Consider the following 26,233-nt stretch of genomic DNA (forward strand, 5'->3'; position numbering starts at 1 on the left):
AAACCAGCGTTATGAAAAAACTACTTTTAGTGTTCGCGATGATGCCTTTCTTGTTTACCTCTTGCGTAGGAAAGAAGAAATTAGCTGATTTAGAATCACAATTAACCCAATTACAAGCATCTAGTAGCTCCGCTTTATCAAAAGCAAAAGCTGATTTATCTGATTGCCAATCTTTGACAGCTAGCCTTCAAGGGGAGTTGAAAAAAAGAGATACAGATTTAGAAGCGAAGAATGGTCAATTGAAAGCTTTACAAGAGCAATTAGATTACTTCAAGAAGACAAATACGAACTTATTAGATCGTTTATCTGATCTTTCAGTTATCAATAAGTCAGGTGCGGAAAGTATCCGTAAGTCATTAGACGCATTAAACGAGCAAGGAAAATACATCAAAGACCTAAACTCATCAATCCAACGTAAGGATTCAATGAATTTATCTTTAGTAATGAACTTGAAGCGTTCATTAGCGGATGTGAATGATGAAGACGTAACAGTTGAAGTGAAGAAAGGGGTTGTTTATATCTCTATTTCTGACAACTTGATGTTTGCTTCAGGTAGCGCAGTAGTTAACGCGAAAGCGGTGGCTGTGTTAGCGAAAGTAGCAAAGGTGTTAAATGATCACAAAGAGCTTGATGTATTAGTAGAAGGCCACACAGATACAGTGCCTATCTCTACTGATTGTATCCAAGACAACTGGGATTTATCAGCGAAGCGTGCAACTTCAGTGGTACGTGTGTTACAAACGAAATTTGATGTGGATCCAGAGCGCTTAACAGCAGGTGGACGTGGTGAGTATGAGCCAGCATCAGCAAACAAGACTTCTAAGGGTCGTAAGCAAAATCGCCGTACGGAGATTATTGTTACTCCTAAGTTGGATCAATTCTTTAGCTTAATGGCGCCACAAGCGAAATAAGCCTACTGATTAAATGAAAAGGGCCTCGATGAAAATCGAGGCCCTTTTTTTATGGATTTTTTTTAGGCTAATTGCCCTCTAACTAAATCTAATTTTCTGCGCGAGACAGGTAAGGAATGTTGCAGGATTGTTTTCACGGTCTTCGTGTCTTCTAGGTCATGTCCGATGATATTGACTTTATTCACCAGATAGGACTTGTGAATGCGAAGGAAAGTGCCTAAGCGCAATTGTGATTCGAATTTCTTGAGTGTCTTTGCCATCAGAATCGTTTCGCCATTCTTCAGGAAGATGGTCGTATAATTTCCTTTGCCTTCGATGCTGACGATGTCGTCAACAGGGCATTGGTCGATTCCGGGGATTTTCAAAGTTTTTCTCATGCGCACGTATTAATTAAAGTAAACCTAGTGCTTTTGATTTAAACCTTGGTTGAAGAATTATTAAGCGGTTGGTCTATTTATTTAGCGGTCGGATGGCGTTGAGTAAAGGGCATAAAAAAAGAGGTCTTTTGCAAGACCTCTTTCGATGTAGCGGGGGCCAGACTCGAACTGACGACCTTTGGGTTATGAGCCCAACGAGCTACCAACTGCTCCACCCCGCGATATAATTGGGAGTGCAAAGATGCACGTTTCTTTCAGAAAAAACAAGTATCTTTGTAGAAATTATTCTTGCCTATCCTTTTTAAGGCAGATTTTACATTTCATTTCTATGACCCCAGAACACAAGGCAGGCTTTATCAGTATTATTGGCAAACCCAATGTGGGGAAGAGCACGCTGATGAATGCACTCGTGGGGGAGAGACTTTCGATTGTGAGCTCGAAAGCGCAGACGACGCGTCACCGAATTTTGGGGATGTTGAATGGAGAGCATAAAGGAACTGAATACCAGATCGTTTACTCAGATACGCCTGGTGTTTTATTGCCTAAATACGAGTTGCATAAATCCATGATGCAGTTCGTGAAAAGCTCTTTGGAGGATGCGGATGTGGTATTGTATGTGACGGATGTGTTTGATGAATTCGAAGATTTGGACTTTTTGACCAATTGGAAAGATTTCACAGAGACGCCTATTCTTGTTTTGTTAAACAAGATCGATTTAGTGAGCATGGAGAAGTTAGAGGAGAAGGTCGCGTATTGGCAGGGAATTTTCCCGGGCAAACCGATTATCCCTATTTCGGCTTTAGAATCGGTTCATTTGGACCAAATCTTTAGCCACCTCATGGAACATTTGCCAGTTCATCCGCCCTTTTTTGATAAGGAAGAACTGACAGATAAGCCAGAAAAGTTCTTTGCCTCGGAGATTGTGAGAGAGAAGATTTTCTTGAACTATAAAAAGGAGATTCCTTATTCGTGTGAAGTAGTGGTGACATCCTTTAAGGAGGAGCCTACCATTTTACGTATTGCTACGGAGATTTATGTGGAGCGGGTATCGCAGCGTGCGATTATCATCGGGCACAAAGGGGAGAATATCAAGAAAGTGGGAATTCAGGCAAGAGAGGATTTAGAGAAATTTTTTGGTAAAAAAGTATTTTTAGAGCAGTTTGTCAAAGTGGAGCCTGATTGGCGTGCGAAGACCGACAAGCTGCGTTCATTCGGGTATTCACTCGATTAATTTAACAAAGAATGTCAAATATTATTGCAATTGTGGGGCGTCCCAATGTAGGGAAATCTACTTTGTTCAATCGCTTGATCGAACAAAAGAAAGCTATCATGGACAACTTGTCCGGGGTGACGCGCGACCGCCATTATGGTTACGGTCAATGGACAGGACGTTTCTTTACCGTGATTGACACGGGAGGTTACGTGCATGGTTCAGAAGATAAGTTTGAAGGAGCAATACGCGAGCAGGTAGAATTAGCCATTGAAGAAGCGGCGGTTTTATTGTTTGTCGTAGATTGTTCTACGGGTTTAACGGATTTGGATAAGGATTTTGCGAACGTTTTACGTCGTTCAAAGAAGCCGGTTATCTTGATCGCGAATAAAGCTGATACACACGAGAAAGCTTATGCTGCCGCTGAATTTTACGAATTAGGTTTAGGTGATCCATTTGCGATTGCTGCCGAAAGCGGAAGTGGTACGGGTGACATGCTCGATGTAATGGTTTCTCATTTTAAGGATGAAGGAATCGAAAATCCAGAATTAGGGATTCCACGCGTGGCGATTTTAGGTCGTCCGAACGTAGGAAAATCCTCTTTCTTGAATGCGATCTTAGGAAAAGATCGTTCGATTGTGACCGATGAAGCTGGAACGACGCGTGATGCGATTCAAAATCACTACACGATGTTTGGGAAGGATTTCATCATTACGGATACCGCCGGTATTCGCCGAAAAGCGAGAATCGACGACAACATCGAATACTACTCGGTATTGCGTTCGATGAAGGCTTTGGAGGAATGCGATGTGGCTATTATCATCATCGATGCGACGACGATTGATCCATTAACGGGTCTAGAGGCGCAGGATATGAACATTGTCAGCATGGCGGACAAGGCTAAGAAAGGTATCGTATTGATGATTAATAAGTGGGATTTAGTGGCGAAAGACACGAATACTGCGATTCAATTAGAGAAAGCGATCAAGGAGCGTATGGCGCCTTTGAATTATATGCCGGTCATCTTTACATCGGTGATTGAGAAGAAGCGTATCTTCCAAGCTTTGGAATTAATGCTTAAGGTGTACGAAAACCGTACGCAGAAGATTACTACGTCGAAATTAAACGATGTGATGCTGGATGTGATCCAAAGTTATCCGCCACCAGCCTGGAAAGGAAAATACATCAAGATTAAATATTGTACGCAGGTGTCGACTCCGTATCCTACGTTCATTTTCTTCTGTAATTTACCTCAGTATATTAAGGAAAGTTATGAGCGTTACCTCGAGAATCAGATGCGTAAGGCCTTTGATTTATCAGGAACGCCTATTTCGCTATTCTTTAGAAAGAAATAGTTGCTGTATTTGGGAGAGGCTGATGAAACCGATTTGGCCTCTTCCGCCTACACCATACAGGCGATCGCCTACTCGACACACATTGTGATAAGGACTTTTTCCTAAGCTAATCCAGCGTTTTTTCATAGGGTCAAAAGCCGAGCTTTCCGCCGGCCCCGATAGTATCCAATACGGATCTGCCCATAGAATTTTCTCCACATAATACCCTGGTGCATTCGCCACTGGAGACCACGTCTTGCCGGCATCCAGACTTTCTAATACCGGCACCGGCCCTTCCTTAATCCGGGAATAATTTCCACCGGCAATCCATAGATTTTTTGCGTCACGAACACCTAGGCTAAAAAATCCTGTTCCTTCGCCACCCGGAATTTCCGAATAAATGTTTTCCCAATTCAGTGCGTCCTTGCTGAACAATACTCTAGCCTTAGAACCGCCGCCCGTCACGATATAATAACCCTGTTTTGTTTTCTGTAAACTAGATCCACTCGCTGCGAACGCGGCTTCTCCTTTTTGTAGTTCGGGGTAACTCGCCGGATTCAATAAAGAAAAGTCGCGGCCCTTATTGCTTATTCGAATCAAGCCATAAAATGGACCCGCCGGGTCAGATAAAATCAATCCCTGTTTCCCTTCCCAAAGAATAGCATCGAAGAAATAACCTTTCTCTTTGATTTGATAGGCCATTTCCCAGCTTTCACCCCCGTTTTCTGTTCGAAATATTTTCGCGGCTCCATTTTCAGCCGGCCCAGCACTCATCAGCAGGACGGTTTTGTCATCTAGGATAGCAAGGTCGCGGAAGTCCAAAGAATCCGCTCCGGGTACGTTGCGGACATTGAAATTTGCGCCACCATCGCTCGAATGAATCACCGTTCCTCGGGTTCCACCGATCCAGATATGCTTCCCGTGGGAGCGAATCGCTCGGAATGAGGCTTTCGTTTCAAGTGTGATGGGAGTCCATTGGGCGAAGCCTTGGAAAAATCCACAAATAAATAAGGCGAGTAATAGGCTGTTTTTTCTCATATCGATAAAGCGCTGCAAATTACGGATTTTAGCAAATAATGTTTATTTTTGAACCTTATAGCTTAAATTTTATTCGTCGACACGAAAAGGAACACGAAAAATAATACATGGAAGAATTAAAACCCAAATCCCTGAATTTCTTAGAAGAAATCGTTTCTGAGGACATCGCGTCAGGAAAATACCCGAACGGTATTTTGACTCGTTTTCCACCGGAGCCTAACGGTTACTTGCACATCGGTCACGCAAAGAGTATTTGCTTGAACTTTGGGCTAGCACAGCGTTTTGGCGGGGCAACTAATTTGCGTTTTGATGACACGAATCCGGTGACGGAGGAAACAGAATACGTGGAGTCGATTAAGAAAGACGTCTCTTGGTTAGGCTTTACTTGGGCGGAGGAATTATATACTTCGGACTACTTTGAAGATTTATACCAATTTGCAGAGAAGTTAATTACGCTTTCTTTCGCTTATGTGGACGATTCTTCGGCGGCAGAAATTGCAGCTCAAAAAGGAACACCTACCACACCTGGAACGCACAGTCCTTTCAGAGATCGCAGCGTAGAAGAGAATTTAGCATTATTCCGTGACATGCGTGCCGGAAAATATGCGGATGGAGAGAAGGTATTACGTGCGAAAATCGATATGGCACATCCAAACATGCACATGCGTGATCCTTTGATGTACCGTATCCGTCACGTAAAACACCACCGTTCAGGAGACAAATGGTGCATCTACCCGATGTATGATTTTGCTCATGGCCAAAGTGATTCCATCGAAGAAATCACCCACTCGATCTGTACGCTTGAATTTGACGTTCACCGTCCATTATACGATTGGTTCTTAGATAAATTAGGGATTTTCCCTTCTCATCAATATGAATTTGCGCGCTTGAACTTATCCCACACGGTGATGAGTAAGCGTAAATTATTACAATTAGTGAACGAGAAAGTAGTGAACGGCTGGGACGATCCCCGCATGCCTACGATTTCTGGTTTACGCAGACGTGGATTCACGCCGGCTTCGATTCGCAACTTCTGCGAGCGCATCGGGGTGGCGAAACGGGATAATTTAATTGATTTGAGTCTTTTGGAATTCTGTATCCGCGAAGACTTAAACAAGTCAGCGGATCGTGTGATGGCTGTTTTGGACCCAATTAAATTAGTGATTACGAATTATCCAGCCGATAAAACGGAGGATTTACAGATTGAAAATAATCCGGAGGCAGAGGTAATCACGAAGCGTTCTGTGCCTTTCTCGAACGAATTATACATCGAGCGCGAAGACTTTATGATCGATCCACCTAAGAAGTTCTTCCGTCTGGGCGTGGGCTTGCAGGTGCGTTTGAAAGGAGCTTATATTGTGACGTGTACGGATTTCAAAACGGATGCGGCAGGGAATGTGACAGAGGTGCACGCGGAATACATCCCAGAAAGTAAGTCTGGTCAAGATACGAGTGGCATAAACGTAAAAGGAACGATTCACTGGGTTTCTGTCGCTCATGCGGTGGAGGCTGAGGTACGTAACTTTGATCGCTTGTTGATCGTGGAGGATGCCTCTGAATTAGGGGATGATTTCTTGAAGTTTATCAATCCAGAATCATTGCAAATTATTCCAAAAGTCTACGTGGAGCCAGGTTTGAAATCAGCTACGGTAGGTCAGCCATTGCAGTTTATCCGCAAAGGTTATTATAGTCTTGACTTAGATTCGAGCTCAGATAAATTAGTCTTTAACCGTACAGTGACGTTGAAAGATACGTGGGCTAAAGAAAAGGCGAAGTAATTATTTTTTCGCGAAAAGCGAATCCACGAAAGTGGTCTTGTTGAATACTTGGAGGTCGGAGATTTTTTCTCCCACTCCAATGTATTTGACTGGGATCTTGAACTGATCCGAAATTCCAATCACCACCCCACCTTTTGCCGTACCGTCTAGCTTTGTAATCGCTAGGGAGGTAATCTCGGTTACTTTTGTGAACTCTTGGGCTTGTATGAAAGCGTTTTGGCCTGTAGAACCATCTAAAACCAGCATCACCTCGTGTGGTGCCTCTGGAATAAATTTCTGAATCACGCGCTTGATTTTGCCTAATTCAGTCATCAAATTCACCTTCGTATGTAGACGTCCCGCTGTATCGATGATCACGATATCTGCGTTCATGTCCACCGCTTGCTTCACAGCATCATAAGCCACTGCTGCCGGATCCGTATTCATTCCGTGATCAATCACTGGAATTCCCACGCGTTCTCCCCACAACTTCAATTGATCGACTGCTGCCGCACGGAAAGTATCTGCCGCACCTAATACGACTTTCAATCCATTTTGATGGAATTGAGAAGCAAGTTTACCGATGGTGGTGGTTTTACCTACGCCGTTCACTCCTACGACCATGATGACATAGGGTTTTTGGGAAGGTTCTGCGAAGGCATTTTCTAAAGAAGAGGATTGGTTTTCTTCTAAAAGTGCTGCGACTTCTTCGCGTAATACTTTATCTAATTCTTCTGTGGAAACGTATTTATCGCGTTCTACGCGGCGTTCGATGCGCTCAATAATCTTCAACGTGGTGGCTACACCTACATCGGAAGTCAATAAAATCTCCTCTAATTCGTCGAGTACTTCCTCATCTACCTTCGATTTACCTACCACCGCACGACCGATCTTAGAGAATAATCCAGTGGATGTCTTCTCTAATCCTTGCTCTAAAGCTTGGATCTCTTCCTGCTGTTGAGGTTCAGGTTTCTTTTTGAAAAAATCGAATAATCCCATGAGGTGATTTAAAATACAATGCGAAGGTAATCAAAATAAAAAAAGTCCCTTCAAGAAGGGACTTCAATTTTTTTAAGATAGGGTAACGGGTATTGAAAAATTAGTTTTTCAACGCTGCGTTAACTTCATCTTGAAGGATGATTTCTTCTTTGAAGGTATAAGCTCCTGTTGTAGGATTCTTAACCGCCTTAATGATCTTAGCGTACTTAACGCCGCCTTCTTTCTTCAGAGTTGCAACTACTTTCTTAGCCATGGGTCAACCTATTTAATTTCTTTATGTAAAGTAACTTTTTTCAAAACAGGATTGTATTTTCTTAACTCAATACGTGCTGTTGTGTTTTTACGATTTTTCGTAGTGATGTAGCGAGACATGCCTGGTAAACCAGTTTCTTTGTGCTCAGTGCATTCTAAGATTACTTGAATGCGATTTCCTTTCTTTGCCATAATAGATAAATCTTTTATCCGCCTCTGCTCGAAACGGAATGCAAAGGTAGAAGAATTTCTTTTTTTCCCAAAGCCTTTGCTAAAAATAGATGGAAAAATTTATTTTTACCCGTTAGATTTCTCATTTTTGTTTAATGAATCCCATCCAGTATCAATTTCTTCCTGAAAATTTTGAGAATTCTGATCCGAATAAATTTCGGGTAGAGGATTTAAAATCGGAGGAGATGATCATTTCGCTGGGGCCTCAACACCCGTCGACGCACGGAGTTCTCCGTTTAGAGGTGATTTCAGACGGCGAGTGGATCAAGGAAGTCGTCCCCCATTTAGGTTATCTACACCGATGTTTCGAGAAGCATGCTGAAGCGTTGCCGTTTAACCAAATCATCCCCTACGTGGATCGTTTGGACTATATGGCCGCGATGAATTCAGAGCATGCCTATGTGATGGCGGTGGAAAAGATGCTGGATCTTACGGGTAAACTGCCTAAGCGTATCGAATACATTCGGGTCTTGGTGGCGGAGTTAAATCGAATTGCTTCGCACTTCGTGGCGATTGGAACGTATGGCTTGGATATCGGGGCTTACACTCCCTTTTTATGGCTAATGCGTGACAGAGAGGACATTCAGCGGATGTTAGAATGGCTTTCGGGAGCGAGGATGTTATATAATTATGTGTGGGTAGGAGGTTTATTTTATGATTTGCCTCTAGGATTTGAAGAGAAGGTGCAGGAATTAATTCCGGTGATCAAAAACACGATTAAAGAAGTAAAGCAGTTAGTAGAAGATAACAGTATTTTCATTAAAAGAACCGCGAATGTAGGTGTCTTACCCCTGAATGCGGCGATTAATTATGGATGTACGGGTCCGGTATTGCGGGGTTCGGGCTTGCCATTTGACCTTCGTCGCATCGATGCCTATTCGGTTTATCCGGAATTGGAATTTGACATTCCAGTGGGCGAAGGAGCGATGGGATCCGTAGGGGATTGTTGGGATCGAAACCACGTGCGTATCCGGGAATGCGAGGAATCTCTACGGATTATTGAACAATGTATAGTGGCCTTGCTAGGAGATGAGAAGCGGACGAGGGAGTTTGACCCTCAGTCTTTGGTCCCTAAAAAGATTCGTCCTAAAGCGATGGATACCTATGTGAGGGCAGAAAATCCGAAAGGAGAACTCGGTTTTTACATTCGTACGGACGGACGCTCGGATATTCCACAACGCTTGAAAGTGCGCGCTTGCTCTTTCCACCACCTTTCGGTGTTGCCTTATTTGGCGAAAGGAACCTATTTAGCAGATTTAGTAGCCATCATCGGATCTTTGGATTTAGTGATGGGCGAAGTAGATAGATAAGATGAACAAAGCATTTTTAGCAGCCCTCGATGAGGAAATTAGTCGTTTAGATATAGGCCAAAATCCTAGCGAGCTCTACGACCCCATCCATTACCTCCTGAGTTTAGGCGGCAAACGGATACGTCCAGTTCTTTGTTTATTAACCTATTCACTTTTCAAGTCGGACTGGGAAAAACAGGTTCCTGCGGCTCTATCGGTAGAAATCTTCCACAATTTCACCTTGATGCACGACGACATCATGGACAAAGCCCCTTTACGTCGTGGCAAAGAAACAGTCCACGAAAAATGGAACGACAACATCGCCATTCTTTCTGGGGATGTGATGCTAGTAAATGCCTACCAATACCTAAATAAGGTACAAGGGTTGAGCCTAGAGGCATTCCAACACTTGTTAGGACGCCTTTCACGCATCGCAGCAGAAGTGTGCGAGGGACAACAATTCGATATGAATTTCGAAAACCGTGACGATGTGAAAGTAGAGGAATACATCGAAATGATTCGCTTGAAGACCTCTGTTTTGATCGGTTTTTCGATGGAGATGGGCGGCTTGCTAGCCTCGGTCCCTGCTTCCGTGAGCGATTCCTTGTACCGCATCGGAGAAACGATCGGTTTAGGATTTCAATTAAAAGACGATTTGTTAGATGTCTATGGCGATCCGGAGAAATTCGGGAAGCAGCCAGGCGGTGATATTTTAGCGAATAAAAAAACCTATTTACTGATAAAAGCGTTCGAAAAAGCGACAGGTTCCACCCTTGCTTCACTGGAAAACTGGGTGGCTGCTACGGACTATGTGGCGGCAGAAAAGGTACAAGCGGTAACGGCTATTTATGATTCCTTAGGTTTGAAAGCAGAAACAGAAGCGGTCATCGCGTCTTATTTTGATTCAGCATTCGACGAGATCCAAGGCTTAGCTATTTCCGAAGAGCAAAAATCTGCCTTGGTTAAATTCATGAGCGGGTTGGTTGATCGAGAAGTTTAACGTAGTTTTGTTTACCTATGGTCTCGATTTTACTGATTGTTGTGACGATTATTATTTCCCTTGCTGCCCTGCAAAAGCCAGAGTGGATGGGAAAGATGCTCATGAATCCGTACCGGATTCAACACAGAAATGAATACTGGCGATTTATCAGCTCCGGATTCATTCATGCGGATTTCACGCACTTGTTTTTTAATCTATTCTCGTTCTTCTTTTTTGGGGTACAATTAGAGCGGATTTTTAATCAATTATTTCCCTCCATTGCATCCGAATTATACCTCGTATTTTATTTGTTAGCGATTTTAGTCGCAGATTTGCCGACCTATTTCAAACAGAAAAATAATCCCCATTATAATTCATTAGGTGCCTCAGGAGCGGTTTCTGCGGTTATCTTCGCAGGAATCTTGTTTTTTCCGACCGAGAAAATTTACCTTTTCGGATTCTTCGGAATCCCGGGTTTCATCTATGCGGGATTATTCACCTGGTATTCGGTGGAGATGGATAAACGCAGCCGTGACTTCGTTAATCACAGCGCGCATTTATATGGTGCTTTATTCGGTTTAGTGGCGATGACTATTTTGTATCCGCAGGTGTGGATTAGTTTTGTGGAACAAATAACGGCGATGCTGCGATGAAAAGAATAGCGATTTTAGGAAGTACGGGTTCAATTGGAACGCAGGCATTGGAGGTGATTGCAGAGCACCCATCTGAATTTTCGGTGGAGGTCTTAACCGCCCAAAACCAAGCCGATCTCCTCATTACCCAAGCCTTAGCCTGGAAACCGGCGCATGTGGTGATTGGGAATGAAGCAAAATATGCGCAGGTAAAAGAGGCTTTATCCGGAACAGGCATCCAAGTCCACGCAGGTGCTCAGGCCCTGGAAGAAGTAGTGACGTTGGATTCTGTCGATATCGTTTTAACCGCATTAGTAGGTTATGCGGGCTTGTTGCCTACGGTGAAAGCCATCAAGGCGGGGAAGCCGATTGCTTTAGCGAACAAGGAAACCTTAGTGGTAGCTGGAGCCTTAATTATGCCGTTGGCAAGGGAGATGGGCGTGCCTATTTTACCTGTTGATTCAGAGCATTCGGCCATATTTCAGTGTTTGATGGGCGAGTCCCACAACCCGATTGAAAAAGTGATATTAACCGCTTCAGGCGGTCCTTTTAGAGGATTGAGCCGGGAGCAATTAGCTCAAGTAACTCGGGCACAAGCCTTGAAACACCCGAATTGGTCGATGGGAGCGAAGATAACGATCGACTCTGCCAGTTTGATGAACAAGGGTTTAGAGGTGATCGAAGCCGCTTGGTTATTTGACGTGAAACCGTCAGAAATCGAAGTGGTGGTGCATCCGCAGTCGATTGTGCACTCCTTAGTACAGTTTGAGGATGGTTCGATTAAGGCGCAATTAGGCTTGCCGGATATGAAATTGCCGATTCAGTTTGCCTTAGGTTACCCGAATCGGATGAAGGCGAGTTTCCCTCGTTTTGATTTTAAATTATATTCGTCCTTGACTTTCGAGCAGGCGGACACGAAGACGTTCCGCAATTTAGGATTGGCTTTCCAGGCGCTGGAGCAGGGAGGAAATAAGGCTTGTTTGCTGAATGCCGCGAATGAAGTGGCGGTGGCGGCTTTTTTAGAGGATCAAATTGGGTTTTTAGCGATGTCTGATTTGAACGAATATGTGATGAATCAGGGAACTTTTATCGCGAATCCGACATTAGAGGATTACATTGAAAGTGATAAATTAAGTAGAATAATGGCCCAGGACTGGGTGGATAAAAATAGAAAATAGCGAATTATGGAAGGTTTAGTGATGGCAGGGCAACTGATTTTGGGGTTGTCGATTTTAGTAACATTGCACGAGTTTGGTCATTTTATTACAGCCAAATGGTTTAAAATGAGAGTCGAGAAGTTTTATCTTTTCTTCGACTTTATGTTCCCTATTCCTACGTTACTAAACTTCGCTTTATTCAAGAAGAAAGTAGGCGATACCGAATACGGTTTAGGCTGGTTCCCGCTAGGAGGCTATGTTTCTATCGCCGGAATGATTGACGAAACGCAAGATGCAGCGACCTTAGCGAAAGATCCAGAACCTTGGGAATTCCGCGCGAAACCAGCTTGGCAGCGTTTAATCGTGATGTTAGGTGGTGTAATCGTGAACGTGATTACCGGTGTGGTAATCTTCGTTTGCTTGACTTATTCGAACGGGAATAACTTTATTTCAAAAGAAGAATTAAATAAGAACGGCATCGTGGCGATGGATTTAGGTCAGCAAATTGGTCTTAAAACGGGTGATAAAATCATTCGCGTGAACGGAGCAGATTACAAGCAATTATCTGATTTACGTGCATCGGATGTGTTATTGGGAGAGAATTCTTCTTACACGGTGCAACGTGGAGATCAGACTTTGGAGATCAAAATCCCATCGAACTTCATCGAAAAGTTAAGCGATAAAAAAGCGGCATTTATCGAGCCGATGGCGGCCTTTAAAGTAGCCGAAGTTGCTGCACCTGAAGAGCCAGGATTCTTCGATAAGTTCTCTGCATCGAAGCCCACAGAATTATTGCCAGCTTATGCCGCTGGTTTGAAGAAAGGGGACGTGATCACCTCTGTAGATTCGACTCCGGTTCACTTTTACCATGAGGTAAAAGAATTGCTATCAAAGCGCGCTGGAAAGCAGATTCGTCTAGGAATCCAACGCGGAGGCGTGGCGGATACACTAGAAATGCAAGTAGCTTCTTCTGGTCAAATCGGATTTATTCCGGAAATGCTAATTCAGGTGACGCACGAGGATTATTCGTTTGCGGAGGCTGCTAGCATCGGAACGGGTCGCGCTTTCTCTGTGATTTCGGATAACATCAAAGGTTTCAAGAAAATTGCTTCAGGTGATGTTTCGGCATCGAAGGCATTGAGCGGTCCGATCGGTATCGCCCAAATGTTCGGTGGCGTATGGGATTGGAATCGTTTCTGGATGTTGACAGGATTGTTGTCGATGGCTTTGGCCTTCATGAATATCTTACCTATTCCTGCATTGGATGGGGGTCACGCGATCTTCTTGATTTATGAAATGATTACGGGAAAACCAGCGTCTGAAAAGGTGTTAGAAAAGGCGCAGCAGGTGGGTATGATCATCTTGCTAGCCTTGATGGCCTATACGTTTGGAAACGATATCTTTAAAGCCTTCTTCTAATTGAAACTGCTGGTTCTGTTTTTAAGCCTATTTTTACCTGATCTGCACCCCTTTCATAGTTCGGTGACGGAGATGAGCTATAATCAGAAGGACCAAAGCTGGGAAATTAGCATTCGCCTATTTCAGGATGATTTAGAACAAAGTGTTAGTTCGGCGATAGCTAAGAAATACCGCATGATTCCGGGGGATGAGGCCTCTGAAAAAGAGTTAGATACCTACCTTCGGAAGCATTTCAGGTTTCATGCAGGCAAGCAAATAAGCACCCCTTATCGCTGGTTAGGAACGGAGCAGCAACAGGACGCGATTTGGGTATATCTTGAAATTCCGACCACGTCCGATTTAGCGGGATCTTATCTGGAAAATTCCATTTTTCTGGAGATTTTTGAGGACCAAACGAACCTCGTTCAGTGGGCTTCAGCCGGCCAAAAGAAGTCCTATCTTTTTCGAAAAAGTCAGGAGATCCAACAATTATCAAGATAATCATACTGCCATCTTGACGTTTGGCATAAAAATTGATTAATATCGTCTGCTCACTGAGGAGCAGAATTTAAAAATGTGGTATGAATAATCCAAATGACCTTTTTAAGCATTTACAGCTTTCGGAGATGTCTGATTTTGAAAATATAGAATTGATTCCTATCGGATCTGAGGGGATGGATAATGATGACAAAATGAGTGTTTTGTCAGACCAATTGCCTATCCTTCCGATTCGTAATATTGTCCTGTTTCCAGGGATGGTTATTCCGATTACGGTTTCTCGCCAAAAATCTGTTCGCCTCGTGAAGAAGGCGTACAAAGGCGATCGCACGATTGGGGTTTTAGTACAAGCAAACAATTCCAAAGAAGAACCGACACCAGATGATTTGTACAAGATCGGTACGGTAGCGCACATCGTCAAGATGTTCGTTTTGCCAGGTGGGAACACAACGATTATCGTTCAGGGTCGCAAACGTTTTGAGGTAAGTGAATACATCAAGACTGAGCCTAATTTGTTAGCTCGCGTTACCTACATCGAAGATACCTTCCCGAAAAAATTAAATAAGGAGAATAAGGCACTCGTTTCGACGTTGAAAGAGTGCGCGTTGAAAATATTAAATCTGAATCCAGAGATTCCCCGCGAGGCACAAATTGCCTTAGACAACATCGAATCTTCAGCCTTCTTAGTCCATTTCCTTTCCTCGAATATCAATGCGGAATTGAAAGAAAAGCAGGCTTTGTTAGAGACTTTGGATGGAATCGAACAAGCGACTCACTTGCTGGAGCACATGTTGAAGGACATTCAGCATTTGGAGTTGAAGCGTGAAATTCAGAGTAAAGCATCAAGCGATATCGACCAGCAGCAGCGTGATTATTATATCCGCCAGCAGATCAAGGTCTTGCAGGAGGAGCTAGGTGTAGAAAGTCCAGAACAAGAATTGGACGGCTTGCGCGCGAAAGGGGCGAAGAAAAAATGGTCGAAAGAAGTAAACGATTTCTTCCAAAAAGAACTCTCTAAACTTCAGCGCACGAACTCCATGTCAGGTGAATACCCGATGTTGATGAATTACGTCGAGTTGTTAGCTGATTTACCTTGGGGAGAATTCACCAAAGACAATTTTGATTTAGTGAAGGCTAAGAAGGTGTTGGATGCGGATCATTTTGGTTTAGAAAAAGTAAAAGAACGCATCATCGAATACCTAGCGGTATTGAAGATGAAGGGTGATATGAAGGCCCCTATTTTATGCCTTTATGGCCCTCCAGGTGTAGGCAAGACGTCTTTAGGTCGTTCGATTGCGAAAGCTTTAGGACGTAAATACGTGCGTATGGCCTTAGGTGGTCTACGTGATGAGGCTGAAATCAGAGGTCACCGCAAAACCTATGTGGGCGCGATGCCAGGCAAGGTGATTCAAAGCATCAAAAAAGCGGGATCATCGAATCCGGTTTTCATCTTGGATGAGATTGATAAGGTAGGTTCAGACCACCGCGGCGATCCTTCGTCTGCTTTGTTAGAGGTGTTGGATCCGGAACAAAACAGCAGCTTCATGGATAACTACCTGGAGTGTGACTACGATTTATCGCGTGTGATGTTCATCGCTACTGCGAATAATTTAGATACGATTCATCCTGCTTTACGCGACCGGATGGAGATCATTGAGGTAAGTGGCTATACGATGGAGGAGAAAGTCCAAATCGCGAAAAAGCACCTATTACCTAAGCAAAAGAAAGAGCACGGATTAGAGAAAGCAGAATTTGCGATGAACGAAGGGGCGATCCAAAAGGTCATCGAAGGCTATACCCGTGAATCTGGTGTACGTAAACTCGAGCAAGAGATTGGTCGCGTAGTGCGTAAAATCACGAAGTCCATCGCGATGGACCAGGATTATCCGCACAAAATTTCGGCGACGGATGTCGTGAAATTATTAGGACAAGAACACTTCGATAAGGACACCTACGAAAATAATGAATACGCCGGAGTCGTAACAGGCTTAGCCTGGACACCGGTGGGAGGAGACATCTTATTCATTGAAACCTTATTGAACCGAGGAAAAGGTGTTTTAACACTTTCTGGTCAACTAGGGGATGTAATGAAAGAGTCGGCGATGGCGGCCTTGAGTTTCTTGAAGGCACATTCAGAAGAATACGGCATTGATTACCGCATTTTCGACCAATACAATTTGCATATTCACGTTCCAGCAGGGGCGGTGCCTAAAGATGGTCCATCTGCCGGCATTACGATGCTAACGGCGATTGCTTCCGCATTAACTCAGCGCAAGGTAAAATCGAAGTTAGCGATGACCGGTGAGATTACGCTACGAGGAAAGGTGTTGCCAGTAGGCGGAATTAAAGAGAAGATTTTAGCGGCCAAAAGAGCGGGAATTAAGGAGATTATCATGTGCTCGAAGAACCGCAAAGATGTGGAGGAAATCGAGGCGCATTATATCTCAGACTTGAGCTTCCATTATGTGGACGATGCGAAGGAGGTATTAGCTTTAGCTCTATTGAAAGAGCAGGTGAAGAGCCCAGTGAAATTTGTTTTTCAGGCAGAGCCGATAGCGAGTTCGTCTGCGGCGTTATAGTGAATTTCGCCCATCTCCAAGCTGAATTGGATGATGCGAAGTGCCTCAGCAGATGCCAATGGGCGGAGGCATTCAACTAGATCTTGAACAGATAAAGGTCCGTTCTTCAAATAAGTCAGAATCAATTTGCGTTCTGCTTCGAGGCCTTCGGGGATATTTTTCCCGGAGGCTTCTTTTTTGCGCTGCAAGCAATGATCGCAAATTCCACAGCTTTGCTGTAACGACTCCCCGAAATACGACGTAATCAATAAGGTTCTGCAAGCCTCTGGATGCTTCACATAGTGAACCATCGCATCAATCTTCTTCTTCGTCCGTTCCTTCTTCTTTAAATACTCCGACCAAAGAATCGGTAAATTTTCAATGTTCGCTCGAGGTGTTAAGAAAATGAGTTTAGGCAATCCATTTTGCTTATCGTATTCGATCAATTCAAATTTCTCCAGTAAAGCCAGATTTCGTTCTACCTCTGCCGGTGGAATTTTGATTTGATGTGCGAAGTCAGCCTCTGAGATGGAAACAAATTGCGTGTACAGATTCCCTCCATAGATTCGAAGTAGTGCTTTTAGGAAGGATTCGAATTTCTCGTTTCGGATTTGGAAATCGTATAATTCGGTCGAGCTGACGATGAAACGAATTTTCGAGGGATTTTGAAAAGCCTCATTCAAGAGAATCAAACCCTCATTTTCGAGCATTTTCAGTGCGAAATAAGTTTGGGAGCTAGGTAAATTGAATCTTTGGCATAAATCCATCCAGTCAAAATCATAGCTCTGCAATTCTCCGCTACCTTCCGCCACTTGCAAATAATTGGAGACCGCCTGATACGTGCGCTTGATGATTTCAGCCGTCGGGAAGGATTTTTCCCATTGCGCTGTTAAATCCAGAATATCCTTTTCTTCATAGAGGATGGCAGCGTAAGCTTTCTTTTCATCGCGACCCGCACGCCCCGCTTCTTGGTAATAGGCCTCAATCGTATCCGGTAAATCCAGGTGAACGACCAGGCGCACATCCGGTTTATCGATACCCATCCCAAAAGCATTCGTCGCCACGATGCAATCAACTTTGCCTTCAATCCAATCTTTTTGCCTCGAACTTCTCACGTCTGATGGCAAGCCCGCATGGTAAAAAGTGCTAGACAATCCGGCTTTAGATATTACATCAGAAATCTCCTGGGTCCTCCGGCGATTTCGAACGTAGACTATGGAAGAGCCGGGAACCCGTTGCAACATCGAGCACAACTTCTTTTCCTTGTCTGCCTCGTACAAGACGGAGTAGGAGAGGTTCGCTCGGCTGAAGCTTTTTTGGAAGACATTCGGTTTTTTAAAATGCAGCTTCTCTTGAATATCATGCTGAACTTCCTCGTTCGCGGAGGCCGTTAAAGCGATGCAAGGCACCGAGGGAATCAATGCGCGAAAGGTAGCGATCTCTAAATAAGGCGGCCGAAAATCGTATCCCCATTGGGAGATACAGTGCGCCTCGTCGATAACCAAAAGGCTAATATTCATTTGCTTCGCGCGCTCGATGAACAGATCTGTTTTTAGACGCTCGGGCGAAACATAAAGAAATTTCGTGTTGCCGTAAATGCAATTATCGAGTAAAATGTCGATTTGGCGCTGGCGGAGCCCAGAGAAAATGGCCGTGGCAGGAATCCCTCGACGATTCAACTGATCAACTTGGTCCTGCATTAAGGCAATCAAAGGCGTAATGACGATACAAATTCCAGGCATCGCTAATGCCGGGACCTGGAAGCACACCGACTTTCCTCCGCCGGTAGGCAATAAGGCTAGCGTGTCCTGGCCTTCGAGTACCGAGTGAATGATCTCCTCCTGCAAGGGTCTAAAGGAGGTGTGTCCCCAGTATTTTTGCAATATGTCATTGATCTCTGCCATCGTCTAAACAAATCTACCAAAAAAGAATGAACTCCTCGAGCAGATTTTTAGGAATTCCTGCGAAGAAATTCTTATTTTTAGACACAAAAGAAAGCGTGTATGTTATCAGAGAAGGATTTAGCCCAATTATCGAAACGCGGAATTACACCCGCAGAAATTAATCAACAAGTTGATTTTTTTAAGTCAGGTTTCCCTTGGATGAATTTGGAAAAATCAGCCTCCATCGGAAACGGGATTTTTCAATTTTCGGACGAGCAACGTCAGGAATTCATCGATCGTTTTGATCAGCAAAAATCAGCTCTTTCGATTTTGAAGATGGTGCCAGCATCGGGTGCCGCCACCCGTATGTTTAAATCTTTGTTCGAGTTTTTATCGTCCGGTCAGGAAAACAAGGAGTGTACCAAGTTCTTTGATGAACTGGATCACTTCGCATTTTACCCTGAATTGAAGACCTTGATCGGTGATAAGGACGAATCGGCTGATATTTTGAAAAAATTACTTGGGTCAGATGGCATGGATTATGGCCAAAAACCCAAAGGCCTTCTCGCCTTCCATTCCTATCCGGAAGGAGCGCGAACCCCTTTAGAGGAACATATCGTGGAGGCGGCGGCCTATGCTTCGAACGGTAAAAAAGCCCGTTTGCACTTTACGGTTTCGCCAGAACACCGCAGGGGTTTCGAAGCATTAGTTGCCCAGCTTGCCCCTAATTGGTCCGCAAAAACAGGCATCGATTTCGAGATCACCTTCTCGGAGCAGAAGCCTGCCACAGACACAATTGCCGTAAACCCTGATAATACCCTATTCCGGGAAGCGGATGGCTCGCTACTTTTTAGACCCGCTGGCCACGGTGCCCTTTTAGAGAACTTAAATGATCTGAAAGCGGATGTCATCTTCATTAAAAATATCGACAATGTCGTGCCGGATGCATTGAAGCAACCGACCATAGAATACAAGAAAGCGCTGGGGGGATTATTGCTTTGGATTTTGGAAGGCATCGAACACCTCGATAAGCAACTGCAAGAAAATCCATCGGAGGCAACGATAAAGGAAGCGCTGCAAGAGATGGCTACCTATTTAGGTTTTGTGCCTTCGGCGGAATTCGCGGGCTCGTCACAAGAAGAAAAAATCACAAAAATCCGCGAAGTCTTAGCTCGTCCTACCCGCGTGTGTGGGGTGGTGAAAAATACGGGTGAGCCCGGAGGAGGCCCCTTCTGGTGCCAGGATGCGAAAGGAAATTTCACTTTGCAATTAGTCGAGTCGGCGCAGATTGATATGAAGGATGAAGCCCAAAAAGCCAAATTCCACCAAGCCTCCCACTTCAATCCGGTGGATTTAGTGTGCGCGACTCGCGGTTTAAACCTTTTGAACTACCGCGATATGAACACCGGTTTCATTACCGATAAGACGAAAGATGGCAAGGAACTAAAGGCGATGGAATTACCGGGTCTTTGGAATGGGGCGATGTCCGATTGGAATACCTTGTTTGTGGAAGTTCCGTTGGAAACATTCAACCCAGTGAAAACGGTGACTGATTTAGTGCGACCTGCTCATCAAAATGGCTAGGATATTTTTTTGTTTGAAGAAAAACTCCCTATTTTTGTCGCCCCTAAGAAAGAGATTTTAAAGGAAGTATATAAATGCTTGATTACAAAAACCTTGCCCGGTTTCCAGGCAAGGTTTTTTATTTAATCTAGCACTAGGTAAAATTGCCAGAAAAAAGCCTTTATAAGGTTAGTAAACAAAAATATATGGCCTTAGAACAAACATGGAGGTGGTTTGGTCCAAACGACCCCGTTCAATTATCCGATGTCCGTCAAGCGGGCGCCACTGGTATTGTAAGTGCATTGCACCAAATTCCGAATGGACAGGTGTGGGAATTGAAAGATATTCTGGAACGCAAAGCGATCATTGAAGCGGCTGGTTTGACCTGGTCCGTGATCGAAAGTATTCCGGTGCACGAGGATATCAAAACCCGTTCTGGCAACTACAAGCAATACATTGAGAACTATAAAACTTCGCTTCGAAATGTAGGGGAGGCAGGCCTTGATTTAGTTTGTTATAATTTCATGCCTATTTTAGACTGGACTCGGACGGATTTAGATTTCCGTTTTCCAGATGGAAGTACTGGCCTTCGATTCGATGCTGCAGAATTCTGTGCCTTTGAATTGTTCTTATTAAAGCGCCCAGGCGCAGAGCAGCATTATACAGCAGAGCAAATCGCTAGAGCGGAGAAATGGCTAGCATCCGCTACACAAGCGCAACAAGATAAATTAATTCGGAATATCATCGCTGGCCTTCCGGGTTCTGAAGAAAGCTTTACCTTGAAGTCTTTCCAAGAGGCTTTGGACACCTATGCAAACGTAGGGGAGAAGGAATTGCGGGAAAACTTATATGATTTCATTCGCGAAATCACGCCTGCGGCTGAGGAGGCCGGAGTTAATTTATCGATTCACCCAGACGATCCTCCGTATCCGATTTTAGGCTTACCCCGTGTGGTGAGTACAGAAAGTGATGCGCTACAATTATTGAATGCGTACGAAAGCAATGTGAACGGCTTGTGCTTCTGCACCGGTAGTTATGGCGTTCGCGAAGACAATGATTTAGTGGGGATGGTTGAGCGTCTTGGACATCGCATTAATTTCATTCACCTACGCGCTACGCGTCGTGATCAATATGGAAACTTCCATGAAGCGGATCACTTAAATGGTGATGTGGATATGTTTGGGGTGATGAAGGGATTAGTAAATGAGCAGGATAAGCGTATCGCATCTGGTCGCAAAGATTTCCGCCTGCCCTTCCGACCAGACCACGGTCACCGCATGTTAGATGATTTGCAAGAAGGGAAGAAGACGAACCCAGGTTACACGGCGATAGGTCGATTACGCGGGTTAGCCGAATTACGCGGTTTGGAAATGGGTATACGGGGCTTTTTGAAATAATTTTAATTTCCCCTTTTGATTTCTATATCTTATTGCTAACTTTGCACCCCCATTAGTGTGGGAGAACTCTATCTAATTGAGTCTGACGCGCTTGAAGGGATTAAAAGAATTTTAAAATTTAAACGGTAATTATTCCAAAATGCCAACTATTCAGCAATTAGTGCGCAAGGGACGTGAGCAAATGACTTGGAAATCTAAGTCACCAGCTTTGGATTCTTGTCCACAAAGAAGAGGGGTTTGTACTCGTGTATACACGACTACTCCTAAAAAACCAAACTCAGCGATGCGTAAAGTAGCTCGTGTTCGCTTAACAAACCAAAAAGAGGTGAATGCCTACATTCCAGGTGAAGGTCACAACTTACAAGAGCACTCGATCGTATTGATCCGTGGTGGTCGTGTGAAAGACTTACCAGGTGTACGTTATCACATCATTCGTGGAGCTTTAGATACAGCCGGTGTTTCTGGTCGTTTACAGTCTCGTTCGAAGTATGGTGCTAAACGTCCTAAACCAGGTCAAGCAGCTCCAACAGGTAAAAAGAAATAATTTATTAACAGAAAGATCCAGTATGCTTCGTTAAAGCAGAAGGTTGGGTCGATTTTAAAGAACTAACAACATGAGAAAGGCGAAACCAAAAAAGCGCTACGTATTACCAGATCCTAAATTTAAGGATGTATTAGTAACTAAGTTTGTAAACAACTTAATGTACGATGGAAAGAAATCTACGGCATTTACCATCTTTTATGATGCGTTAGATAAAGTAGAGGAGCGTACAAAAGAAAACGGTTTAGAAACTTGGAAAAAAGCATTAAACAATGTGATGCCATCCGTGGAGGTTAAGAGCCGTCGCGTAGGTGGAGCAAACTTCCAAGTACCAACAGAAGTACGAGCTGAACGTAAAGTTTCATTGGGAATGAAGTGGTTAATCGGTTACGCGCGTAAGCGTGGTGACAAAACAATGATGGATCGCTTAGCGAATGAAATCATTGCAGCATCGAAAGGTGAGGGAGCAGCTGTGAAGAAGAAAGATGATACACACAGAATGGCAGAAGCGAACAAAGCGTTCTCTCACTTCCGTTTCTAATTCATTTGAATTACATGAAGAGGCTAAACGAAAGGTTAGCCTCTTTTTTTATGCCTGAATGCTGGCGCAGTATTTAGTACTTAATCGAGCGGGCTAATGGAGTATTCCTGAATTTTGTTTAGCTTTGAATCTCAATCAACAACACTATGATTTCGAAGAAGGCAAAATATGCTTTAAAGGCTTTAAAAGTATTGGCGCAATCCTATGAGAAAGGGCCCTTATTGATTTCGCACATCGCGGAATCGGAGAAAATACCGAAGAAATTCCTCGAAGCTATTTTATTAGAATTACGTAATCACGGAATTTTGCAGTCCCAAAAAGGAAAGGGCGGAGGCTATTACCTACGCATTCCTCCTGCTGAAGTGACTTTTGCCAAAATCATCCGCATCGTGGATGGTCCCATTGCCCCAGCTTTATGTGTTTCTTTACACTTTTATGGCAAATGCGATGATTGTGCTGACGAGGAAACGTGTCAACTCAGAACGGTTTTAACAAAATGGCGGGATGCGAACTTGTCCGTTTTAGAAAATACGACTTTAGAGGAGCTTATGTAAGCTCCTTTTTTTATTCGTATAAGTAGTCCAAGTTTTTCATCTTGAACTCATCGTTATCTAATTCTAAAAACTCCTCCCAGAACGGATTCTCCGGAACAGACGCCTTGCAGATAATCGGTGTCTTTTTGATCGGATGGATGAAATACAAGCGACGTGCGTGCAAATTAATGCTGGCATCTACGTTTGGTTTATCGTAGCCGTATTTGATATCCCCGCGAATGGGGCAATTCAACGAAGCTAATTGCACGCGAATTTGATGTGGTCTACCTGTGATCGGTTCTACCTCTACTAAGTAGTGTAAGTTGATTTTTCCCAAAATCTTATAATTCAACTCCGCCTTCAACGCTTTGTCTTCTGGGTAATCGTATGCCGTCGTTGTATTTTTGGCCTCGTTCTTTAAAAGCCAGTGAGTCAACTTGCCTTTTTCAGGATAAGGCTTTTTGCGCGTCACAGCCCAGTAGGTTTTCTGAATATCCCGCTTGCGGAACATCTCCATCATTCGCTCTAAAGCCTTAGAAGTACGGGCAAAAATCACTAATCCACTTACCGGACGATCTAAGCGGTGCACCGGGTGTAAGAAAACAGCGCCGGGTTTTTGGTATTTTTCCTTGATATACTCTTTTAGCACATCGGTTAAGGTAACATCTCCAGTACTATCTCCCTGTACGAGAATTCCTGCGCGTTTATTCACGATCAGGAGGTGATTGTCTTCGTATACGATATGGTAGTCTTTCATGTTTTTTTAATTATCTGGCTTTGTTTAGGCCAAAATCTCTCCGCCTATTTCCTCCGCAAAGGTAGGATTATTTCACGATATGCTAATTGTTTAAAAATATTTTAAAAATTCCTCCTTTGATTTTCAGTCATTTACGTGAAATGTTTAAAAAAGTTTTGGTCATGATTTGTTAATAATAAAATAATCCTACATCTTTGCACTCCCAATCGCTAGGAACAAAAGGTTTCTAGCACAAGACTGAGAGTAGATTAGGTGATTAAGTTCACGACAGAGCGGGTTGCTTTGTTTAATTTACATCGAGGTACAAGAGTTCTTTGACGTGTTGATAGAAATAAAGAAGAGATACTGTGTTTAAATCACAGTGTCGAAATAGTAGCATTCAAGACAAGGATAATGACAATTTTCTTATTAAAATAAGAGCAGTCAAACATCCAAAGATTATTTACAATGGAGAGTTTGATCCTGGCTCAGGATGAACGCTAGCGGCAGGCCTAATACATGCAAGTCGAACGGTGTCTTCGGACATAGTGGCGCACGGGTGCGTAACACGTATGCAACCTACCTTACATTGGGGGATAGCCTTTCGAAAGGGAGATTAATACCGCATAAGACAGTAGCTGGGCATCCAGCAGCTGTTAAAGATTTATCGATGTAAGCTGGGCATGCGTCCAATTAGCTAGTTGGTGAGGTAACGGCTCACCAAGGCTATGATTGGTAGGGGAACTGAGAGGTCAATCCCCCACACTGGCACTGAGATACGGGCCAGACTCCTACGGGAGGCAGCAGTAGGGAATATTGGGCAATGGACGCAAGTCTGACCCAGCCATGCCGCGTGCAGGATGAAGGCGTTATGCGTTGTAAACTGCTTTTATACAGGAAGAAACGACTCTTGCGAGAGGCATTGACGGTACTGTATGAATAAGCACCGGCTAACTCCGTGCCAGCAGCCGCGGTAATACGGAGGGTGCAAGCGTTGTCCGGATTTATTGGGTTTAAAGGGTGCGCAGGTGGTTTATTAAGTCAGTGGTGAAAGACGGTCGCTCAACGATTGCAGTGCCATTGAAACTGGTAGACTTGAGTAAAGTAGAGGTGGGCGGAATTGATAGTGTAGCGGTGAAATGCATAGATATTATCAAGAACTCCAATTGCGTAGGCAGCTCACTTGGCTTTTACTGACACTCATGCACGAAAGTGTGGGTATCAAACAGGATTAGATACCCTGGTAGTCCACACTGTAAACGATGATAACTAGGTGTCGGCCGAATCTGGTCGGTGCCACAGCGAAAGCGTTAAGTTATCCACCTGGGGAGTACGCCGGCAACGGTGAAACTCAAAGGAATTGACGGGGGTCCGCACAAGCGGTGGAGCATGTGGTTTAATTCGATGATACGCGAGGAACCTTACCTAGGCTAGAATGTGAAGGAATGATACAGAAATGGATCAGTCAGCAATGACCTGAAACAAGGTGCTGCATGGCTGTCGTCAGCTCGTGCCGTGAGGTGTTGGGTTAAGTCCCGCAACGAGCGCAACCCCTGCATTTAGTTGCCAGCACGTTATGGTGGGGACTCTAAATGGACTGCCTACGCAAGTAGAGAGGAAGGAGGGGACGACGTCAAGTCATCATGGCCCTTACGCCTAGGGCTACACACGTGCTACAATGGGCGGTACAGAGGGTAGCTACCTGGTAACAGGATGCCAATCTCGAAAACCGTTCACAGTTCGGATTGGGGTCTGCAACTCGACCCTATGAAGCTGGAATCGCTAGTAATCGCGTATCAGCAATGACGCGGTGAATACGTTCCCGGACCTTGTACACACCGCCCGTCAAGCCATGAAAGTCTGGTAGACCTGAAGCTGGCCGTTAAACCGCCAGTTAGGGTAGAACAGGTAATTGGGGCTAAGTCGTAACAAGGTAGCCGTACCGGAAGGTGTGGCTGGAACACCTCCTTTCTGGAGAAGCTATTATTTTCGCTTAAGCGCATTAGTGCTTATTCATCTTCTTTGTTTTTATCACACGCTTAAAGGAAAAGCTAACCAAAAGCGGTTAAGCTTTTAAAGCATTAGATTAAAAGATTAAGCGGGCTTGTAGCTCAGGTGGTTAGAGCGCTACACTGATAATGTAGAGGTCCGTGGTTCGAGTCCACGCAGGCCCACAAGAAATTGAAAGGCTAGTGAGGATGAGAGGCAAAAGCCGCTAAAAGCAGAAATGCTAAAAGCAACATAATCCCTGGGGGATTAGCTCAGCTGGCTAGAGCACCTGCCTTGCACGCAGGGGGTCAACGGTTCGAATCCGTTATTCTCCACAAGTGTGAAGTTGACCGGGTCAACGGAATTGCATTCCGCGTTCGAATCCGTTATTCTCCACCAGAGTACAAAGTAAGAGTAGAGATTATAGAGG

General features: G+C 44.2%; 23 protein-coding genes, 2 tRNA genes and 2 rRNA genes (1 of these 27 running past the window's edge). 19 read left to right on the forward strand and 8 right to left on the reverse strand.

All coding sequences use genetic code 11. The features are described 5' to 3' along the window. The first annotated feature begins 11 nt into the window (after positions 1-11). On the forward strand, positions 12-911 hold the full coding sequence (locus V7S74_RS07985; RefSeq protein WP_406778237.1) for a flagellar motor protein MotB: 900 nt from the start codon (positions 12-14) through the stop codon (positions 909-911). A gap of 62 nt (positions 912-973) precedes the next feature. On the opposite strand, the gene V7S74_RS07990 is transcribed toward V7S74_RS07985, so the two are convergent. Continuing rightward, positions 974-1,288 carry a LytR/AlgR family response regulator transcription factor gene (locus V7S74_RS07990; protein WP_406778238.1) on the reverse strand — a complete coding sequence of 105 codons (315 nt, stop codon included), beginning with the start codon at positions 1,286-1,288 and terminating at the stop codon, positions 974-976. Between the two features lie 148 nt (positions 1,289-1,436). Further along, positions 1,437-1,509, reverse strand: a tRNA-Met gene (locus tag V7S74_RS07995). 107 nt (positions 1,510-1,616) lie between these two features. Between V7S74_RS07995 and era the strand changes: the two genes are divergently transcribed. Beyond that, positions 1,617-2,519 carry a GTPase Era gene (era, locus tag V7S74_RS08000; protein ID WP_406778239.1) on the forward strand — a complete coding sequence of 301 codons (903 nt, stop codon included), beginning with the start codon at positions 1,617-1,619 and terminating at the stop codon, positions 2,517-2,519. Between the two features lie 11 nt (positions 2,520-2,530). Beyond that, positions 2,531-3,853: a ribosome biogenesis GTPase Der gene (der, locus tag V7S74_RS08005; protein ID WP_406778240.1), complete on the forward strand. Its 1,323-nt coding sequence runs from the start codon at positions 2,531-2,533 to the stop codon at positions 3,851-3,853. On the opposite strand, the gene V7S74_RS08010 is transcribed toward der, so the two are convergent. Beyond that, positions 3,833-4,870 (reverse strand): WD40/YVTN/BNR-like repeat-containing protein, encoded by a 1,038-nt coding sequence (locus tag V7S74_RS08010; protein WP_406778241.1) that lies wholly within the window; start codon positions 4,868-4,870, stop codon positions 3,833-3,835. The two genes, der and V7S74_RS08010, sit on opposite strands and share 21 nt — an antisense overlap. A 107-nt stretch (positions 4,871-4,977) precedes the next feature. On the opposite strand from V7S74_RS08010, the gene V7S74_RS08015 reads away from it, so the two are divergent. Then, the gene (locus V7S74_RS08015; protein ID WP_406778242.1) at positions 4,978-6,648 is read left to right on the forward strand and encodes a glutamine--tRNA ligase/YqeY domain fusion protein; all 1,671 of its coding nucleotides are present in this window, start codon (positions 4,978-4,980) and stop codon (positions 6,646-6,648) included. On the opposite strand, the gene ftsY is transcribed toward V7S74_RS08015, so the two are convergent. From ftsY to rpmG, 3 genes are all read right to left on the reverse strand, one after another. Further along, on the reverse strand, positions 6,649-7,626 hold the full coding sequence (ftsY, locus tag V7S74_RS08020) for a signal recognition particle-docking protein FtsY (protein ID WP_406778243.1): 978 nt from the start codon (positions 7,624-7,626) through the stop codon (positions 6,649-6,651). It abuts the gene before it with no gap. Between the two features lie 100 nt (positions 7,627-7,726). After that, positions 7,727-7,879, reverse strand: coding sequence for a DUF4295 domain-containing protein (locus V7S74_RS08025; RefSeq protein WP_109324168.1), 153 nt, complete (start codon positions 7,877-7,879; stop codon positions 7,727-7,729). Positions 7,880-7,887: 8 nt separating this feature from the next. Further along, positions 7,888-8,070, reverse strand: a complete 183-nt coding sequence (rpmG, locus tag V7S74_RS08030) for a 50S ribosomal protein L33 (RefSeq protein WP_130895329.1) — start codon at positions 8,068-8,070, stop codon at positions 7,888-7,890. Positions 8,071-8,204: 134 nt separating this feature from the next. On the opposite strand from rpmG, the gene V7S74_RS08035 reads away from it, so the two are divergent. The 7 genes from V7S74_RS08035 (at position 8,205) to lon (ending at position 16,641) form a co-directional block, all read left to right on the forward strand. After that, the gene (locus V7S74_RS08035) at positions 8,205-9,419 is read left to right on the forward strand and encodes an NADH-quinone oxidoreductase subunit D (protein WP_406778244.1); all 1,215 of its coding nucleotides are present in this window, start codon (positions 8,205-8,207) and stop codon (positions 9,417-9,419) included. Position 9,420: 1 nt separating this feature from the next. Next, positions 9,421-10,398 carry a polyprenyl synthetase family protein gene (locus V7S74_RS08040; RefSeq protein ID WP_406778245.1) on the forward strand — a complete coding sequence of 326 codons (978 nt, stop codon included), beginning with the start codon at positions 9,421-9,423 and terminating at the stop codon, positions 10,396-10,398. Positions 10,399-10,415: 17 nt separating this feature from the next. After that, positions 10,416-11,030, forward strand: a complete 615-nt coding sequence (locus V7S74_RS08045) for a rhomboid family intramembrane serine protease (protein ID WP_406778246.1) — start codon at positions 10,416-10,418, stop codon at positions 11,028-11,030. Beyond that, positions 11,027-12,187: a 1-deoxy-D-xylulose-5-phosphate reductoisomerase gene (locus V7S74_RS08050; protein ID WP_406778247.1), complete on the forward strand. Its 1,161-nt coding sequence runs from the start codon at positions 11,027-11,029 to the stop codon at positions 12,185-12,187. Before V7S74_RS08045 ends, V7S74_RS08050 begins: the two co-directional genes overlap by 4 nt. 6 nt (positions 12,188-12,193) lie before the next feature. After that, positions 12,194-13,585 (forward strand): RIP metalloprotease RseP, encoded by a 1,392-nt coding sequence (rseP, locus tag V7S74_RS08055; RefSeq protein ID WP_406778248.1) that lies wholly within the window; start codon positions 12,194-12,196, stop codon positions 13,583-13,585. Continuing rightward, positions 13,586-14,065 (forward strand): DUF6702 family protein, encoded by a 480-nt coding sequence (locus V7S74_RS08060; protein ID WP_406778249.1) that lies wholly within the window; start codon positions 13,586-13,588, stop codon positions 14,063-14,065. Positions 14,066-14,145: 80 nt separating this feature from the next. Continuing rightward, positions 14,146-16,641 carry an endopeptidase La gene (lon, locus tag V7S74_RS08065; protein WP_406778250.1) on the forward strand — a complete coding sequence of 832 codons (2,496 nt, stop codon included), beginning with the start codon at positions 14,146-14,148 and terminating at the stop codon, positions 16,639-16,641. Here the strand turns inward: lon and V7S74_RS08070 are convergent. Continuing rightward, a complete protein-coding gene (locus tag V7S74_RS08070) occupies positions 16,602-18,524 on the reverse strand; it encodes a RecQ family ATP-dependent DNA helicase (RefSeq protein ID WP_406778251.1) in 1,923 nt (640 codons plus the stop codon). The two genes, lon and V7S74_RS08070, sit on opposite strands and share 40 nt — an antisense overlap. 99 nt (positions 18,525-18,623) lie before the next feature. On the opposite strand from V7S74_RS08070, the gene V7S74_RS08075 reads away from it, so the two are divergent. The 5 genes from V7S74_RS08075 to V7S74_RS08095 all read left to right on the forward strand — a co-directional run bounded on the left by V7S74_RS08075 (position 18,624) and on the right by V7S74_RS08095 (position 23,099). Next, on the forward strand, positions 18,624-20,087 hold the full coding sequence (locus tag V7S74_RS08075; protein WP_406778252.1) for a DUF4301 family protein: 1,464 nt from the start codon (positions 18,624-18,626) through the stop codon (positions 20,085-20,087). Between the two features lie 185 nt (positions 20,088-20,272). Continuing rightward, on the forward strand, positions 20,273-21,463 hold the full coding sequence (gene uxuA, locus V7S74_RS08080) for a mannonate dehydratase (RefSeq protein ID WP_406778253.1): 1,191 nt from the start codon (positions 20,273-20,275) through the stop codon (positions 21,461-21,463). 139 nt (positions 21,464-21,602) lie between these two features. After that, positions 21,603-22,007 (forward strand): 30S ribosomal protein S12, encoded by a 405-nt coding sequence (gene rpsL / locus V7S74_RS08085; RefSeq protein ID WP_127805424.1) that lies wholly within the window; start codon positions 21,603-21,605, stop codon positions 22,005-22,007. Positions 22,008-22,077: 70 nt separating this feature from the next. After that, entirely contained in the window at positions 22,078-22,545 is a 468-nt protein-coding gene (gene rpsG, locus V7S74_RS08090; RefSeq protein ID WP_130895318.1) for a 30S ribosomal protein S7, read from the forward strand. Between the two features lie 146 nt (positions 22,546-22,691). Next, complete coding sequence (locus tag V7S74_RS08095; protein ID WP_130895317.1) at positions 22,692-23,099, forward strand: RrF2 family transcriptional regulator; 408 nt, start codon at positions 22,692-22,694, stop codon at positions 23,097-23,099. A gap of 10 nt (positions 23,100-23,109) precedes the next feature. Here the strand turns inward: V7S74_RS08095 and V7S74_RS08100 are convergent, their stop codons facing one another. Continuing rightward, positions 23,110-23,835 carry an RluA family pseudouridine synthase gene (locus tag V7S74_RS08100; protein ID WP_406778254.1) on the reverse strand — a complete coding sequence of 242 codons (726 nt, stop codon included), beginning with the start codon at positions 23,833-23,835 and terminating at the stop codon, positions 23,110-23,112. Positions 23,836-24,279: 444 nt separating this feature from the next. Here V7S74_RS08100 and V7S74_RS08105 point away from each other — a divergent pair. From V7S74_RS08105 to V7S74_RS10970, 3 genes are all read left to right on the forward strand, one after another. After that, positions 24,280-25,785, forward strand: a 16S ribosomal RNA gene (locus V7S74_RS08105). A gap of 129 nt (positions 25,786-25,914) precedes the next feature. After that, a tRNA-Ile gene (locus V7S74_RS08110) sits at positions 25,915-25,988 on the forward strand. Between the two features lie 84 nt (positions 25,989-26,072). Continuing rightward, a 23S ribosomal RNA gene (locus tag V7S74_RS10970) occupies positions 26,073-26,233 on the forward strand; it runs 2,778 nt beyond the window's last position. The 16S and 23S rRNA genes sit together here with 1 tRNA gene alongside, the layout of an rRNA operon.

This window comes from Aquirufa novilacunae (assembly GCF_045310505.1).
Lineage (GTDB): Bacteria > Bacteroidota > Bacteroidia > Cytophagales > Spirosomataceae > Aquirufa > Aquirufa novilacunae.

Excerpts from the sequence above, each read along its gene's own strand:
- V7S74_RS08070 (WP_406778251.1), bottom strand. The coding sequence starts at position 18,524 with ATGGCAGAGATCAATGACATATTGCAAAAATACTGGGGACACACCTCC.
- V7S74_RS07990 (WP_406778238.1), bottom strand. The coding sequence starts at position 1,288 with ATGAGAAAAACTTTGAAAATCCCCGGAATCGACCAATGCCCTGTTGAC.
- V7S74_RS08095 (WP_130895317.1), top strand. The coding sequence starts at position 22,692 with ATGATTTCGAAGAAGGCAAAATATGCTTTAAAGGCTTTAAAAGTATTG.
- V7S74_RS08040 (WP_406778245.1), top strand. The coding sequence starts at position 9,421 with ATGAACAAAGCATTTTTAGCAGCCCTCGATGAGGAAATTAGTCGTTTA.
- V7S74_RS08045 (WP_406778246.1), top strand. The coding sequence starts at position 10,416 with ATGGTCTCGATTTTACTGATTGTTGTGACGATTATTATTTCCCTTGCT.
- lon (WP_406778250.1), top strand. The coding sequence starts at position 14,146 with ATGAATAATCCAAATGACCTTTTTAAGCATTTACAGCTTTCGGAGATG.
- rpmG (WP_130895329.1), bottom strand. The coding sequence starts at position 8,070 with ATGGCAAAGAAAGGAAATCGCATTCAAGTAATCTTAGAATGCACTGAG.
- V7S74_RS08075 (WP_406778252.1), top strand. The coding sequence starts at position 18,624 with ATGTTATCAGAGAAGGATTTAGCCCAATTATCGAAACGCGGAATTACA.
- V7S74_RS08010 (WP_406778241.1), bottom strand. The coding sequence starts at position 4,870 with ATGAGAAAAAACAGCCTATTACTCGCCTTATTTATTTGTGGATTTTTC.
- rseP (WP_406778248.1), top strand. The coding sequence starts at position 12,194 with ATGGAAGGTTTAGTGATGGCAGGGCAACTGATTTTGGGGTTGTCGATT.
- der (WP_406778240.1), top strand. The coding sequence starts at position 2,531 with ATGTCAAATATTATTGCAATTGTGGGGCGTCCCAATGTAGGGAAATCT.
- rpsL (WP_127805424.1), top strand. The coding sequence starts at position 21,603 with ATGCCAACTATTCAGCAATTAGTGCGCAAGGGACGTGAGCAAATGACT.
- era (WP_406778239.1), top strand. The coding sequence starts at position 1,617 with ATGACCCCAGAACACAAGGCAGGCTTTATCAGTATTATTGGCAAACCC.
- V7S74_RS08050 (WP_406778247.1), top strand. The coding sequence starts at position 11,027 with ATGAAAAGAATAGCGATTTTAGGAAGTACGGGTTCAATTGGAACGCAG.
- V7S74_RS08025 (WP_109324168.1), bottom strand. The coding sequence starts at position 7,879 with ATGGCTAAGAAAGTAGTTGCAACTCTGAAGAAAGAAGGCGGCGTTAAG.
- V7S74_RS08035 (WP_406778244.1), top strand. The coding sequence starts at position 8,205 with ATGAATCCCATCCAGTATCAATTTCTTCCTGAAAATTTTGAGAATTCT.
- ftsY (WP_406778243.1), bottom strand. The coding sequence starts at position 7,626 with ATGGGATTATTCGATTTTTTCAAAAAGAAACCTGAACCTCAACAGCAG.
- uxuA (WP_406778253.1), top strand. The coding sequence starts at position 20,273 with ATGGCCTTAGAACAAACATGGAGGTGGTTTGGTCCAAACGACCCCGTT.
- V7S74_RS08100 (WP_406778254.1), bottom strand. The coding sequence starts at position 23,835 with ATGAAAGACTACCATATCGTATACGAAGACAATCACCTCCTGATCGTG.
- rpsG (WP_130895318.1), top strand. The coding sequence starts at position 22,078 with ATGAGAAAGGCGAAACCAAAAAAGCGCTACGTATTACCAGATCCTAAA.
- V7S74_RS07985 (WP_406778237.1), top strand. The coding sequence starts at position 12 with ATGAAAAAACTACTTTTAGTGTTCGCGATGATGCCTTTCTTGTTTACC.
- V7S74_RS08015 (WP_406778242.1), top strand. The coding sequence starts at position 4,978 with ATGGAAGAATTAAAACCCAAATCCCTGAATTTCTTAGAAGAAATCGTT.